At 60.5% G+C, this 13,603-nt stretch carries 15 protein-coding genes; 13 read left to right on the top strand and 2 right to left on the bottom strand.

Annotated elements, in window-relative coordinates:
* The first annotated feature begins 12 nt into the window (after positions 1-12).
* From ruvC to IZU87_RS04345, 11 genes are all read left to right on the top strand, one after another.
* Complete coding sequence (gene ruvC, locus IZU87_RS04395; RefSeq protein ID WP_213113798.1) at positions 13-591, top strand: crossover junction endodeoxyribonuclease RuvC; 579 nt, start codon at positions 13-15, stop codon at positions 589-591.
* A 312-nt stretch (positions 592-903) separates the two neighbouring features.
* Entirely contained in the window at positions 904-1,518 is a 615-nt protein-coding gene (gene ruvA, locus IZU87_RS04390) for a Holliday junction branch migration protein RuvA (RefSeq protein WP_043333607.1), read from the top strand.
* Positions 1,519-1,758: 240 nt separating this feature from the next.
* On the top strand, positions 1,759-2,802 hold the full coding sequence (ruvB, locus tag IZU87_RS04385) for a Holliday junction branch migration DNA helicase RuvB (RefSeq protein ID WP_043333609.1): 1,044 nt from the start codon (positions 1,759-1,761) through the stop codon (positions 2,800-2,802).
* Positions 2,799-3,233 (top strand): tol-pal system-associated acyl-CoA thioesterase, encoded by a 435-nt coding sequence (ybgC, locus tag IZU87_RS04380; RefSeq protein ID WP_213113797.1) that lies wholly within the window; start codon positions 2,799-2,801, stop codon positions 3,231-3,233. Before ruvB ends, ybgC begins: the two co-directional genes overlap by 4 nt.
* Positions 3,234-3,368: 135 nt before the next feature.
* A complete protein-coding gene (gene tolQ, locus IZU87_RS04375) occupies positions 3,369-4,046 on the top strand; it encodes a protein TolQ (RefSeq protein ID WP_107336548.1) in 678 nt (225 codons plus the stop codon).
* 14 nt (positions 4,047-4,060) lie between these two features.
* Positions 4,061-4,507 (top strand): protein TolR, encoded by a 447-nt coding sequence (gene tolR / locus IZU87_RS04370; RefSeq protein ID WP_054556687.1) that lies wholly within the window; start codon positions 4,061-4,063, stop codon positions 4,505-4,507.
* Between the two features lie 3 nt (positions 4,508-4,510).
* Entirely contained in the window at positions 4,511-5,710 is a 1,200-nt protein-coding gene (tolA, locus tag IZU87_RS04365) for a cell envelope integrity protein TolA (RefSeq protein ID WP_213113796.1), read from the top strand.
* On the top strand, positions 5,707-6,999 hold the full coding sequence (gene tolB, locus IZU87_RS04360) for a Tol-Pal system beta propeller repeat protein TolB (RefSeq protein WP_213113795.1): 1,293 nt from the start codon (positions 5,707-5,709) through the stop codon (positions 6,997-6,999). The genes tolA and tolB overlap by 4 nt, the downstream gene beginning before the upstream one ends.
* Positions 7,000-7,069: 70 nt before the next feature.
* Complete coding sequence (pal, locus tag IZU87_RS04355) at positions 7,070-7,579, top strand: peptidoglycan-associated lipoprotein Pal (protein WP_054556684.1); 510 nt, start codon at positions 7,070-7,072, stop codon at positions 7,577-7,579.
* A gap of 138 nt (positions 7,580-7,717) precedes the next feature.
* On the top strand, positions 7,718-8,503 hold the full coding sequence (gene ybgF, locus IZU87_RS04350) for a tol-pal system protein YbgF (RefSeq protein ID WP_213113794.1): 786 nt from the start codon (positions 7,718-7,720) through the stop codon (positions 8,501-8,503).
* Positions 8,504-8,714: 211 nt separating this feature from the next.
* Positions 8,715-9,479 (top strand): YciK family oxidoreductase, encoded by a 765-nt coding sequence (locus IZU87_RS04345; RefSeq protein WP_213113793.1) that lies wholly within the window; start codon positions 8,715-8,717, stop codon positions 9,477-9,479.
* A gap of 197 nt (positions 9,480-9,676) precedes the next feature.
* Here IZU87_RS04345 and IZU87_RS04340 read toward each other — a convergent pair whose 3' ends face one another.
* The gene (locus IZU87_RS04340) at positions 9,677-10,357 is read right to left on the bottom strand and encodes an HAD-IA family hydrolase (RefSeq protein ID WP_213113849.1); all 681 of its coding nucleotides are present in this window, start codon (positions 10,355-10,357) and stop codon (positions 9,677-9,679) included.
* Between the two features lie 2 nt (positions 10,358-10,359).
* Positions 10,360-11,121 (bottom strand): bifunctional 2-polyprenyl-6-hydroxyphenol methylase/3-demethylubiquinol 3-O-methyltransferase UbiG, encoded by a 762-nt coding sequence (gene ubiG / locus IZU87_RS04335; RefSeq protein ID WP_197738737.1) that lies wholly within the window; start codon positions 11,119-11,121, stop codon positions 10,360-10,362.
* 225 nt (positions 11,122-11,346) lie between these two features.
* On the opposite strand from ubiG, the gene mtnA reads away from it, so the two are divergent.
* A complete protein-coding gene (gene mtnA / locus IZU87_RS04330) occupies positions 11,347-12,531 on the top strand; it encodes an S-methyl-5-thioribose-1-phosphate isomerase (RefSeq protein WP_213113792.1) in 1,185 nt (394 codons plus the stop codon).
* A 185-nt stretch (positions 12,532-12,716) separates the two neighbouring features.
* Positions 12,717-13,601 (top strand): UTP--glucose-1-phosphate uridylyltransferase GalU, encoded by an 885-nt coding sequence (gene galU, locus IZU87_RS04325; protein ID WP_054556681.1) that lies wholly within the window; start codon positions 12,717-12,719, stop codon positions 13,599-13,601.
* Positions 13,602-13,603 lie beyond the last annotated feature (2 nt).

The raw sequence follows: 13,603 nt of genomic DNA, 5'->3' as shown, positions 1-13,603 counted from the left end.
CGAGGCGGCAGCATGATCATTCTTGGCATCGACCCGGGCTCACGTCTGACCGGGTATGGGGTATTGGATGTCTCTGCGGCTCAGCCTCGCTATGTGGACAGTGGCTGCATTCGCATGTCACAGGTCAGCCTGGATCAGCGCCTGGCGCAGATCTATGCCGGTATCAGCGAGGTGATCGCCCTGCATCGCCCCGCGGAATTCGCCATCGAGCAGGTCTTCATGTCCAAGAACGCCGATTCGGCGCTCAAGCTGGGCCAGGCGCGCGGAGCTGCCATCGTGTGTGCGGCCAATCACGGCTTGCCGGTGTTCGAATATGGGCCGCGGCAGATCAAGCAGGCCGTGACCGGTACCGGTGCCGCCGAGAAGTCTCAGGTGCAGCATATGGTCACGCATACGCTCAAGCTCTCCGCCACGCCGCAGGCCGATGCCGCCGATGCGCTGGCCATTGCCCTGACGCATTGTTTCGCGCGTCGACGCCTGACGCCCGGCAATGATCAGCTGGAAGCCTTGGGGCTGGGGAATACCAGTCGACGCAAGGGAACCCGCGTGCGGCGTAGCAGCAGCTGGCGAGACTTCGAGTCCGACGCCTGACATGCCGTTGAGCGACAAATGCGGTATTGTGCTCAATTAATAGCGATTTTTCAGTCACTTGTAGAGTGTCTGCCGAGCCTGGCAGCAGCCGATTGCGTGATGCGCCAAGCCGCGTGGCATCAGGCTTCGTGCCATCACCCAAGGTATGACTGTCAGAAAGATGCGACAAATTCGTCGTGACACTGGGACATGCCGCCTACGCTTCATCTTTGGTAGGCTTGCCCGCATTGTAACAATCCGTGCAGAGAATCGGGTCTGCGAGCAGCACGATCCCACCGAACACGTTCTCTGCCGAGCAAGGACAGCCGCAACATGATTGGACGCCTGACCGGGACATTGCTGGAAAAACAACCGCCGCAGCTGGTGCTTGACGTACAGGGTGTCGGTTATGAACTGGAAGCTTCGATGAACACCCTGTTGGGCTTGCCGGCCGTGGGCGAACATTGCCAGCTTTACACCCACCTGGTGGTGCGCGAAGACGCGCAGTTGCTGTATGGCTTCGGCAAGGAGCCCGAGCGTCGTCTGTTCCGTGAATTGATCAAGATCTCCGGTGTCGGTCCGCGACTGGCGCTGGCGATTCTGTCGGGAATGGAGCAGTCCGATTTCATTCGCTGTGTTCACGATGAAGATAGCCGGGCGCTGACACGTCTGCCGGGCGTCGGCAAGAAGACGGCGGATCGCCTGATCATCGAGATGCGTGATCGCCTCAAGCATTGGACGCTGCCGGCGGATGATGGGCTGGATGAAATGGCGCGTGCCTCCCAGCCGCAACCGCCGGTCACGCATCCTCTGGCGGATGCCGAAGCCGCGCTGGTGTCTCTGGGCTACAAGCCTGTCGAGGCGGCCAAGATGCTCTCCGGGCTCGAGACCGGCGCCTCCACGGAAGCGCTCATCAAGGCGGCGCTGGCGCGCAAGATGGCCAGCTGAAGCTCCGCCAGGGCAGCAAACATGCGCCCTATAGTTTCCGTGAAGGAAACGGCGCATCGTGATTGGATTTATTGACTAGGGGTTGGCAGGTTACTGGGGTAGAAAGTGCGCGCTTGAACGTAGATGCGCTAGATCGTTGCACCGCCCTGGCAAACCTTGCCACCTGCCACTGACGCACGTTCATGGCCCATGACCCGCGTCATGTGCGTGACCTGCGTCATCAGGAGTTGAGCAAGCATCATGATGGAGTCGGACCGACTGATCTCCGCGGCGACGCATGATCCGGAAGAGCGGATCGATCGCGCCAACCGGCCACGCACGCTGAGTGACTACATCGGACAGCCCATCGTCCGCGAGCAGATGGAAATCTTCATCAGTGCCGCGCGAGGACGAGGCGATAGTCTGGATCACACCCTGGTCTTCGGCCCGCCCGGCCTCGGCAAGACGACGCTGGCGCATATCATCGCCAGCGAGATGAGTGTCGATATCAAGTCGACCTCGGGGCCGGTGCTGGAGCGGGCAGGGGACCTGGCAGCGATGCTGACCAACCTGCAGGAAGGCGATGTCCTTTTCATCGACGAGATTCACCGCCTGTCACCGGCCGTCGAGGAAGTGCTCTATCCGGCGATGGAAGATTACCAGCTCGACATCATGATCGGTGAAGGCCCCGCGGCCCGCTCGATCAAGCTTGAGCTGCCACGATTCACCCTGGTCGGCGCGACGACGCGCGCGGGGCTGCTGACGGCGCCGCTGCGCGATCGCTTCGGCATCGTCCAGCGCCTCGAGTTCTACGATATCGAGTCACTCACCGACATCGTGGCGCGCAGTGCCAGGCTCTCCGGCATGGAAGTCGAGATGGAAGGGGCGCTGGAGATTGCGCGTCGTTCCCGCGGCACGCCGCGTATCGCCAATCGCCTGCTGCGCCGGGTGCGTGACTTCGCCGAAGTGCGCTCGGATGGTCGCTTGACGCTGGAAGTGGCCGACAAGGCGCTCAACATGCTCAATGTCGACAGCCACGGCCTGGATCACATGGACCGTCGACTGCTGTTGGCGATGATCGAGAAGTTCGATGGCGGGCCGGTCGGGGTCGATTCACTGGCGGCGGCCATCGGGGAAGAGCGCGATACCATCGAGGATGTGCTGGAGCCCTACCTGATTCAGCAGGGCTTCATGATGCGCACGGCGCGTGGGCGACTGGTTACACGCTCGGCCTATCTGCACTTCGGGATCACCCCACGTGAAGAGCAGGCGCGGCTGGGGCAGGAAGGAAATGACGCGTCATGACATCTGAAGGCGCAGGAAATACGTTGAAGGGTGAAGCTGCATGTTTTCACCACACTGTGCGCGTCTACATCGAGGATACTGATGCCGGTGGCATCGTCTACTACGTGAATTATCTGCGCTTCATGGAGCGCGCACGCAGTGAATGGTTGCGAGCGAAGGGCTTCACGCAGCAAGCCTTGCTTGAAAAAGGCATTCAGTTGGTAGTACACAGTGTAACAAATCGTTATCTTCGTCCTGCGCATCTGGATGACCTGCTGACCGTGACGGCAACGGCAAGCGCCTTGCGCGGTGCACGCTTGACGTTCACCCAGAAGGCGCTGCGCGGTGAGCAGATATTGAGCGAAGCGGAAGTCGTGATCGCTTGCGTCGATGCCACGACCTTGCGCCCCAGACGCTGGCCCGGGGAATTGCTTGCGGCTCTTGAGGTCTGAGATCACAAGGCGCAGATGAGGCCGCTGCCAGCCAGGTGCCGAGACGCCAGGCTGATGAACAGATTATTTATCGTGTCACTGATTGACGGTGGCACAGACTGAACCAAGTAAAGAGGGATTTCCGTGGAAGATTCGATGTCGATCATTTCGCTGTTCGTGAACGCCAGTCTGGTCGTTCAGGCAGTCATGTTGCTGTTGCTGGCAGCTTCCATTGCATCCTGGGTGGTGATCTTTCAGCGCGGGATGGCATTGTCCCGTGCCAAGCAGGCTTACGCGGCCTTTGAGAAGCGCTTCTGGTCCGGGGTCGACCTCAATCACCTCTATCGTGAATTGCCGACGGATGAAGAATCCACTCCGGGCGCCTCTGGCGTCTTCCGTGCCGGCTTCCGCGAGTACAGCCGCCTCAAGCCCAAGTCCAGCAATGCCGATGCGGTGATGGATGGTGTGCAACGCAGCATGCGCGTCACGCTGTCACGTGAAGAAGAGCGCCTCAACGTTCATCTCCCGTTCCTGGCCACGGTCAGCTCCGTCAGCCCCTATGTCGGCCTGTTCGGTACCGTGTGGGGCATCATGGGCTCCTTCCAGGCACTGGGTACGGCTCAACAGGCAACTCTGACCACCGTCGCCCCCTGGATTGCCGAAGCACTGGTCGCGACTGCCATGGGCCTGTTCGCGGCAATTCCGGCCGTCATCTTCTACAACCGTCTGGCCAGCCGTGCTGATCAGCTGCTGGGTCGCTATGAAGACTTCGCCGAAGAGCTTCACTCCATTCTGCATCGTAATCTGCACGGTCGTGGCAGCAACGACGCTTGAAGGGAGGCGAGTCAATGAAAGGACCGTATAGCAGAGGCCACAAGCGCAAGCTGTCCTCCGAGATCAATGTGGTGCCCTTCATCGACGTCATGTTGGTGTTGCTGGTCATCTTCATGATCACCGCGCCGATGATGACGCAGGGGGTTCAGGTCGAATTGCCCAAGGTCACCTCCAAGCCGATCGACAATCCCGATGATGTGACGCCATTGATCGTCTCGCTGGACGACAGCGGCAATTACTACATCGATCTGGGGTCGGATGAAGACAAGCGCACGCCGGTGGCACTGGATGAACTGGGCAGCAAGGTCGCATCCATCGTGGCCGAGAAGCCCAAGACGCCCGTGCTGGTAAAGGGTGCCAAAACGGCGCCCTACGGCGATGTCATGGGGTTGATGAGCACGTTGCAGGGTGCCGGTGTCCCCAATGTCGGGCTGATTTCAGAACCACCGACCGAGGGCTGATGGATGAGTCAGCCAGAGATAGAACAGCGGGTCGGGTTGGGGTTGCCTGTGGTGCTGGCTGTTGGTCTGCACCTGGGCATCCTGATTCTGACTCTGGTGAGTTGGCCAGAATCCGAACCGGAAAAGACCAACACCACCATCGTCAACGCGACACTGGTCAGCACCGAGACCACGACCAATCAGGCCCAGCAGGCGAAGTCCAGCAAGGCGCGTGATGCGGCCGAAGAATCCGATCAGCGCCAGAGCGCCAAGGAAGAGGCGGCCAGAGAGGCAGAGCTTGCAGCGGAACAGCAGCGCAGCGCCGCCGAGGAAAAGGCGGCTGCCCAGAAGGCGCAACAACAAAAGGCGGCTGAGCAGGCCAAGGCGGCGGAGCAGTTGAAGGCTGAGCAGGCGGCGGCCGACAAGGCCAAGGCAGAAGCGGCCAGGCGTGCAGAGGAAGCCAAGGCGATTGCCCTTGATCGCAAGAAAGCCGAAGCGGAAAAGCAGGCCAAGGCCGATGCCTTGAAGAAGGCGGAAGCCGAGAAGGCTGCCAAGGCCAAGGCGGAAGCCGAAAAGGCCGCCAAGGAAAAAGCCGCAGAAGAAGCGCGCAAGAAAGCCGAAGCGGAGAAGGCGGCCAAGGCCAAGGCAGACGCTGAAGCCAAGAAAGCGGAAGCCGAAAAGGCAGCTAAGGCCAAGGCAGCAGCGGAGAAGGCCGAGAAGGAAAAGGCGGCCAAGGCGGCAGCTGACAAGGCCGCCAAGGAGAAGGCAGCCAAGGCCAAGGCGGCGGAAGAAGCGCGCAAGAAGGCGGCCGCTGAAGCCGCACGCCAGAAGGCACTTGCCGAGAAAGCGGCGCAGGCCTCTGCCGGCTCGCTGGATAGCCTGATAGACAATGAAAGCGACGCCATCAGCGGCGCCAAACAGGCCGCTCAGGCTGCCAACAGCTTCGAGAACCTGCTCAAGAAGTATGTCGGACAGAATTGGAATCGGCCCTCGGGCTCCGTTCCCGGTATGACGGTCACGCTGAGAGTGTCATTGTTGCCGACAGGCGAATTGGTAACGGCAGCGGTCAGCAAGAGCAGTGGTAACGCCGCCTTTGATCGCTCCGCGATTCAGGCGATCCAGAAAGCAGCGCCGTTTACCGAGATGCAGGACCTGCCGGCTGGTGCCAAGAGCCAGTTCCGAAACTTCAACCTGTACTTCAATCCAGAGGACCTGGGCCGATGAGACGATTGACCGCATGGATGATGGCAGCCGCCTTGCTGGCAGTGACCAGCCTGGCAAGAGCTGACCTGACCATCGAGATCACCAAGGGCAATGACAGCGCCACACCTATCGCTGTCGTGCCGTTCGAGAATCTGACCGGGGGAAGTCTGCCGCAGGACCTCGCACGCATCATCTCCGATGACCTGGCGCGCAGTGGCCAGTTCGACCCGATCAAGCGCGACAATCTGATTGCGTTGCCGGGCACGACGCAGGACGTCTTCGTCAATGACTGGAAGCGTCTGGGGGCCAGTTACCTCGTGGTGGGTCAGGTAAAGACGGCCAGCAATGGCGGTTATAGCATCCAGTATGAGCTGATGGATGTGCTGGGCAACAAGCGCATGCTTGGCGAAGTCATCACCGGAAGCAATGGTGAGCTGCGCGCGCGTGGCCATTATATGAGTGATGAAATATTTGAGGAAATCACTGGAATTCGCGGTGCTTTCTCGACAAAAATTGCATACATTACCGCCAATGGTGTTGGCGACAATATTAGTTTTGCCCTGTACGTGGCGGATTCAGATGGCCACAATAGTCAGGAGATTCTGGCGTCCGATGAGCCGATCATGTCACCGGCATGGTCGCCGGATGGCAAGAAGCTGGCCTATGTCAGTTTTGAAGCCGAACGTCCCGCTATCTATGTGCAGGAATTGGGCAGTGGTCGTCGTGCAAAACTGACAGGTTTCCGAGGCATCAATGGTGCCCCGGCCTGGTCGCCGGATGGACGTAAACTGGCAATGGCATTGTCAAAGGATGGCCAGCCGGAAATCTATGTGATGGATATTGCCAGCCGTCAGTTCCAGCGTCTAACCAACAATCCTGCGATCGATACCGAGCCGGATTGGTTGCCGGATGGCAGCGGTATGGTGTTCACCTCTGATCGTGCTGGCTCCCCACAGATCTATCGTCTTGATCTGTCCGGCGGCACGGAACGTGTGACATATACCGGCAATTACAACTCCCGCGGGCGCATCTCACCCGATGGAGAGAACCTGTTCATGATCAACCGCGCAGGCAACGGTTATCAGGTTGCCAAGCAAGATCTGAAGAGCGGTCGGGTTACCTCCCTGACCGATACTCAGTGGGATGAATCACCAAGTGTTGCGCCGAATGGCACTATGGTGATATATGCCACTCAGCAAGGAACCCGCGGGGTCCTGGGCCAGGTGTCGGCAGACGGAAGGGCACAATTCTCCCTGCCGTCAGCACAAGGCGACGTGCGTGAACCTGCGTGGTCGCCGTTCCTGAACTAAACCACTAGAATGCAACTGAGCCACCAAGAAAGGCTTGGCATTCGTACCCATTAGAGCAAGGAGTTTCACAATGCAGTTCACCCCGTATGCAAAAGGTCTGTTGGTTGCCCTGTCCCTGAGCGTCATGGCAGGTTGTTCCAGCAGCGGCGGCGCTCAGGACGGCGACATGGATTCAGCCAACAGCGGTGCGAACACTGCCGGCATGAACACTGGTGCCAACAGCAACGCCAACCAGATGAGCAACGCCACCATGCCTGACGTGCGTACCATCTACTTCGCCTTCAACAAGGACACCATCCGTCCTGAGTTCGAAAGCGTCCTGATGGGTCACGCTCAGTACCTGAAAGCCAACACCAGCGCCAATGTCGTTCTGGAAGGCCACGCTGATGAGCGCGGTACTCGTGAATACAACCTGGGTCTGGGCGAGCGTCGTGCCAAGTCTGTCGCACGCTTCCTGACTGTCCAGGGCGTGTCTCCGTCACAGATCGAGATCGTCTCCTACGGTGAAGAGCGTCCGGCAGTCCAGGGCCACGGCGAGTCTTCCTACGCCAAGAATCGTCGTGTGGTCTTCGACTACTAAGTACGGTTCATCTTCGCGATTCCCTGAGGAGGCGCGGAGACGCTAGAAACTTGTGTTGAGCTGGCCCGGGCAAGAGGCGTGTCCTTGAACCCCGGGCTTGCTTGCGCGATACCATGATGATTCGGCGGAGCCGACAGCATGAAACACAGCCTGAAAGGGTTGTTCGGTGCGGGAGCCTTGTTGCTCCCGTTGTCCGTTTTGGCCGCACCGACGGTCGAGGACCTCACTGGGCAATCAAACTCGCTCTATCAGCAGGCCAATACTCGTTTGAGTGGCGGCGGCACCCTGACCCTTCTCAATCAACTCGACGAACAGGCACAGGAAATTGCCCGACTTCGCGGCCGGATCGATGAGCTGGAATACCAGTTCAAGCGTCTGACCGAGATGTCGCAGCAACGCTACCTGGATCTGGAGCAGCGAGTTTCTGGCGGCGCTTCCGCCGGGGAGAACGGTCAGGTTGTCGATTCACAGGCAGCAACGGCAGTCACTGGCGGCGCAAGTGCCGGTGGTGCAGCCAGCACCAATGGCGCCAGCAATGCTGACAGCGGTGCAACTGCCCAGAAGGATTACGAGAATGCCTTCGCTAAGGTGCAGTCTCGCGACTTCGACGGTGCCATTGTCGCCTTTGAAGCCTTCGTGGTGGACCATGGGGATTCCAATCTCGCAGCCAATGCCCATTACTGGCTGGGCGAGCTGTATTCGGCCAAGAACCAGCTGGATGCTTCTGCCCAGGCCTTCGACACCGTGATCAGCGAATTCTCGCAATCCAGCAAGGTGCCGGATGCGATGTACAAGCTGGGTCTGGTCAAGGCGCGTCAAGGCAAGGCGCAGGAAAGTCGCTCCTTGCTCGAGAAGCTGGTCCAGCAGTATCCGGACAGCAAGGCTGGCACCATGGCCAAGGACTTCCTGTCCTCCGGCGCCTGAGTGCCCGTGGCCATTGGCCACCTGTATTCTCCAAAGCCTGCGCTTGGTATTCTACCAGGTGCGGGCTTTGTGTTATGTGGCGCTCGGCACGTCATGCCATCGGCAGGCGACCCGGGCGCGCTTCATGTGGCCGAGCAAGTAATGGAATGTCGATGAAGAGACAGTGACTCTCATCGGCGGTTGACGACAGATCTCAGACAGGGATATCACCATGGCAGAGTGCAAGATCGACTATCAGGCCCCGGACGACATACTGAAAGGGCGAATCATTCTGGTGACTGGGGCGGGGTCCGGCATTGGGCGTGAAGCGGCAGTCGAATATGCGCGTCATGGAGCGACGGTGATATTGCTGGGCAGAACCATTGCCAAGCTGGAAGAAGTCTACGACGAGATCGAGGCATTGGGGGCGCCACAACCGGCTATCTATCCGCTCAACTTCGAAGGGGCATCGCTCAAGGATTATCAGCAGATGGCTGATACCCTGCACAGCGAGTTCGAACGTCTGGATGGCCTTCTGCACAATGCGAGCCTGCTGGGCAAGATCACTCCGTTCGAGCAGTATGATCCTGCGCTGTGGGAGCAGGTCATGCAGGTCAATATCAATGGCCCCATCTGGATGGTCCAGGCATTGCTGCCGTTGCTGAAGGCCTCGAAGGACGCCTCCGTCGTGCTGACAAGTTCCAGTGTCGGGCGCAAGGGGCGTGCCTTCTGGGGCGCCTACAGTGTCTCCAAGTTCGCTACGGAAGGCTTCTCGCAGATGCTGGCACAGGAACTGGAGAATACCAGCCAGGTGCGCGTCAATACGCTCAATCCCGGTGGGACGCGGACCCCGATGCGCAAGTCGGCGTTCCCGGCCGAAGACCCCGATACCTTGCGTACGCCCGCCGACATCATGCCGACCTATCTGTGGTTGATGGGGCCGGACAGTCGTGGTCATACCGGCGAGATGTTCGACGCCCAGCCGCCGAAAGTTTGAGCCATTGTCAGCTGTCATCTCCTCACTGGATGGCGAGTGACGCCGCCAGGCGGGTCATTCGCGATACCCTGCAACAAGAGCGCCGACGATTGGCCGTCGGCGCTCTTGTGTCTAGCTGTTTGTGTCTATCTTCTGATGTTCATCTACGGATCACCCGCTCGTGTGAGCTTTGTGCGAGCTGTATCCGTGTCGCTCGGTCAGCGCAGGTCCGCTGCCCGTAGCGCGGCATTGATGACTTCTTCCGAGGTGTCAAACCACACATCGGCAGGCCAGGCGTCCACATCGTCGCCCTCGCGGACATAGCCGTAGCGCACCGCGACCGCCAGCATGCCCGCCGCACGCGCCGCCTGCATGTCACGGTCGTGATCCCCCAGATACCAGCATTCGGAGGCGTCGACACCGAGGCAGCGTGCCGCCTCCCACAGAGGCTCTGGATGCGGCTTCTTGACCGGCAGGTCATCGGCACACAGCAGACAGCCGGGCGTGAGCTTGAGTGCGGCGATCAGCGGCTCGGCGAACTGACGGGGCTTGTTGGTCACGATGCCCCACGGCAGGCCTGCGCGCTGACAGACCTCGATCAAGGCGTCATAGCCCGGGAACAGCACGCTGTGAGCCGCGACATCGCGGGCATAGAACTCCAGTAGGCGAGTGCGCTCGCTGGCGTGCTCGGGGTGATCGAGCTCATGGCCCAGGGCCAGGGTCACCAGAGCGCTGCCACCATGCGAGACTTCGGCGCGAATCACGTCGTAGTCCAGCGCCGGCAGGGTGTGATGCTGACGCAGCTCATTGGTGGCGCGCGCCAGGTCTGGCGCGGTGTCCACTAGGGTGCCATCGAGATCGAAGATCAAGGCGGCGGGACGAGGTAGCGCTGCCGGCAGGCTCACGCAAGCTCTTCCTCGGTCGGGCGACGCGTGTGCATCAGGTAGTTGACGGTAAGGTCGGAGGAATTCAGGCGATATTTGCGCGTCAGCGGGTTGTAGGTCATGCCGGTGGAGCCTTCCATCTTGAGGCCCGCATCGCGTGTCCAGCGACCCAGCTCGGCCGGACGGATGAACTTGCGATACTCGTGGGTGCCACGCGGCAGCATCTGCAGCACATATTCCGCGCCGAGAATCGCGAAGGCATACGCCTTGGGATTGCGGTTGATGGTCGAGAAGAACACCATGCCGCCGGGCTTGACCAACCGTGCGCAGGCCGCGATCACCGAGGATGGGTCCGGCACGTGCTCGAGCATTTCCAGACAGGTGACGACGTCGAACTGGCCGGCCATCTCTTCTGCAGCGGCTTCGGCGGTGGTCTGGCGATAGTCCACTTCGACACCGGACTCCAGCTGGTGCAGGCGGGCAACGGAAAGTGGCGCCTCACCCATGTCGATACCCGTCACCTGGGCACCACGATGCGCCATGGCTTCGGAGAGAATGCCGCCGCCGCAGCCGACGTCGATCACGCGCTTGCCTGCCAGGCCAGCGTGGGTGTCGATATAGTCGACCCGCAACGGATTGATGTCATGCAGCGGCTTGAATTCACTGTCACGGTCCCACCAGCGACTGGCCAATGCCGAGAACTTGGCGATCTCGCTGGCATCGACATTGCCCAGATGGTCCTGGGGCTGGGCATCTTGCTGGGTGTCGTTATCGCTCATCTTTGCATCCTTACCGTTACGGAAGTGCTGTTCGGGAAGTGGCAGGCCTGTACAGGCACCTTACCCTCGGGCACGATTCCACCATTCTAATCCGACTGCCGTCGCGGGTCAGCGTCCAGCGCAAAAAACTCATCATGACGGGCACTTGCGTTACGATGGGGCGGGACGTCGCGCCACGCGCGATGACCAGTCGTCATTATTGTCATGTAGCAACGGGGAGTGGTCATGAGCCTGGTTCCGATTCGCTGGGTAAGCCAGCAAGAGTGTGCGTCGCGGGAAGAAGACACGGCAGGCACCCCGCCCGATGCCAGCGCTGACGTCACTCATGATGTCACTTCTGATGTCACTCAGCCGGCGGTGAAGCTTGCGCTGCTCGACCAGCGTCTGCTGCCGGGTGAGACCCGCGAGGTGCTGCTCGAGGATGCACGCGGGGTCGCGACTGCCATTACCGACATGGTGGTCCGCGGTGCACCGGCCATCGGGATCGCCGCCGCCTATGGCGTGGCGCTGGAGGCTTTCGTCATCAACCGCGAGGGCGGCGACTGGCAGTCACGCCTGGCCAGTGCCTGTGATGTGCTGGCTGCCTCGCGCCCGACAGCGGTCAACCTGTTCTGGGCGTTGGATCGCATGCGCAAGGTGATTGCCGCACACGCCACCCGGTCGCAGGCCCCGTATGAGGCGTTGCTGAAGGAGGCCGTACGCATTCACGAGCAGGATCTGGATGACAATCTGCGCATGGCCGAGTTTGGCGCCCAGGTGATTGCGGCCTCTCTCGCGCAGGGCGAGACGCGGTGCGAGGTCATGACCCACTGCAATACCGGCGCGCTGGCCACCGGCGGCCATGGCACGGCGTTGGGCGTGATCCGTACCGCCTATGCCCAGGGCATTCTCGGCCGTGTGCATGTCAACGAGACGCGTCCCTGGTGGCAAGGCTCTCGCCTGACGGCATGGGAGCTGGTGCAGGAGAAGATTCCCGCGCGGCTGGCCGTGGAAGGCGCAGCCTCGTTGATCATGCAGCAGGGGGCCCAGACGCCGGAAGGGGTGCGCTGGTTGATCGTCGGTGCGGACCGCATTGCAGCCAACGGTGACACGGCCAACAAGATCGGCACCTTCTCGCTGGCCGTTCAGGCGCGCGCCCACGGCATCAAGGTCATGGTCGTGGCCCCTCTGGCCACGTTCGATGGCACCCTAGCCAGTGGCGCGGACATCCCCATCGAGACGCGCGGCGCCGACGAGCTGCGTGAGGCGGGTGGTCGCCAGATCGCGCCGCAGGACATCGATGTCTTCAACCCGGTCTTTGATGTCACACCGCATGAGTATATTGATGCCATCGTCACGGAACATGGCGTGGTAGAGTCGCCCGATAGTGACAGTGTTGGTGCGCTGCTCGGCCGCGCCATGCGCCGTTGATGGCGATCCAGTAAGTGGTAGCGCTTGGCAAGCCTCGGATAGTGCAGGAATTTCGTACTCCTTGATCAAACTGGCATAATCCCTGCCTATGATGAAGGATGGTCGTTGATTGGCTTCGACGGCAGTAACCCGGTGGAGGCCCTTCGACGGGCTTCACCACGACATAGACACAAGGAAGACGCTACATGATACGCAAGGCTGTTCTGCCTGTTGCCGGTCTCGGCACACGTTGCCTCCCGGCCTCCAAGGCCATCCCCAAGGAAATGATCACCATCGTCGACAAGCCGGTGATCCAATATGTGGTGGAAGAAGCGGTCGCAGCCGGTATCAAGGAAATCGTGCTGGTTACCCATTCCAGCAAGAATGCCATCGAGAACCACTTCGACAAGCACTTCGAGCTGGAAACCACCCTGGAAGCCAAGGGCAAGCTCGAGCTGCTCGAACAGCTGCGTAATATCATCCCGGATGACGTCAAGATCATCAGCGTGCGCCAGCCGGAGCCGCTGGGTCTGGGTCACGCCGTGTTGTGCGCCAAGCCGATCGTCGGTGATGAGCCGTTCATCGTCATGCTGCCGGATGTGCTGGTAGATGGCGAAGGGCTCGAAAAGAATGACCTGGCGCGCATGATGGAGGCCTATGAAGCCACCAACGCCGCCCAGATCATGGTCGAGAATGTTCCGCAGGACATGGCCTACAAGTACGGTATCGTCGCGATCGACGGTGACACGCCGGAAGCCGGCAAGTCCGCCTTGATCAATGGCATGGTCGAAAAACCGGCCCCGGGCACCGAGCCGTCGACCCTGGCGGTCATCGGCCGTTATCTGCTGCCGGGCCGTATCTTCGAGCTTCTGGAGAACACTCCGCCGGGCGCGGGTGGTGAGATCCAGCTGACCGATGCCATCGACACCCTGCGTGACGACAAGGCCGTCGCGGCCTACCGCATGGCCGGCGATACCTACGATTGCGGCCACCAGCTGGGCTATCTTGAAGCGACTCTTTCCTTCGCCAAGCGTCACCCGACCTTCGGTGAAGGCTTCCGCGAGCTGCTGACTCGCTACCAGGAGAAATAAGC

Origin of the sequence: Cobetia sp. MC34, assembly GCF_018340035.1 — a bacterium.
In the GTDB taxonomy this organism is placed as follows: Bacteria; Pseudomonadota; Gammaproteobacteria; order Pseudomonadales; family Halomonadaceae; genus Cobetia; species Cobetia amphilecti.
The sequence above is the reverse complement of the archived record's forward strand: the minus strand, read 5'-3'. Positions and strand labels throughout refer to the sequence as shown.

Excerpts from the sequence above, each read along its gene's own strand:
- ruvC (WP_213113798.1), top strand. The coding sequence starts at position 13 with ATGATCATTCTTGGCATCGACCCGGGCTCACGTCTGACCGGGTATGGG.
- ruvA (WP_043333607.1), top strand. The coding sequence starts at position 904 with ATGATTGGACGCCTGACCGGGACATTGCTGGAAAAACAACCGCCGCAG.
- ruvB (WP_043333609.1), top strand. The coding sequence starts at position 1,759 with ATGATGGAGTCGGACCGACTGATCTCCGCGGCGACGCATGATCCGGAA.
- ybgC (WP_213113797.1), top strand. The coding sequence starts at position 2,799 with ATGACATCTGAAGGCGCAGGAAATACGTTGAAGGGTGAAGCTGCATGT.
- tolQ (WP_107336548.1), top strand. The coding sequence starts at position 3,369 with ATGTCGATCATTTCGCTGTTCGTGAACGCCAGTCTGGTCGTTCAGGCA.
- tolR (WP_054556687.1), top strand. The coding sequence starts at position 4,061 with ATGAAAGGACCGTATAGCAGAGGCCACAAGCGCAAGCTGTCCTCCGAG.
- tolA (WP_213113796.1), top strand. The coding sequence starts at position 4,511 with ATGAGTCAGCCAGAGATAGAACAGCGGGTCGGGTTGGGGTTGCCTGTG.
- tolB (WP_213113795.1), top strand. The coding sequence starts at position 5,707 with ATGAGACGATTGACCGCATGGATGATGGCAGCCGCCTTGCTGGCAGTG.
- pal (WP_054556684.1), top strand. The coding sequence starts at position 7,070 with ATGCAGTTCACCCCGTATGCAAAAGGTCTGTTGGTTGCCCTGTCCCTG.
- ybgF (WP_213113794.1), top strand. The coding sequence starts at position 7,718 with ATGAAACACAGCCTGAAAGGGTTGTTCGGTGCGGGAGCCTTGTTGCTC.
- IZU87_RS04345 (WP_213113793.1), top strand. The coding sequence starts at position 8,715 with ATGGCAGAGTGCAAGATCGACTATCAGGCCCCGGACGACATACTGAAA.
- ubiG (WP_197738737.1), bottom strand. The coding sequence starts at position 11,121 with ATGAGCGATAACGACACCCAGCAAGATGCCCAGCCCCAGGACCATCTG.
- mtnA (WP_213113792.1), top strand. The coding sequence starts at position 11,347 with ATGAGCCTGGTTCCGATTCGCTGGGTAAGCCAGCAAGAGTGTGCGTCG.
- galU (WP_054556681.1), top strand. The coding sequence starts at position 12,717 with ATGATACGCAAGGCTGTTCTGCCTGTTGCCGGTCTCGGCACACGTTGC.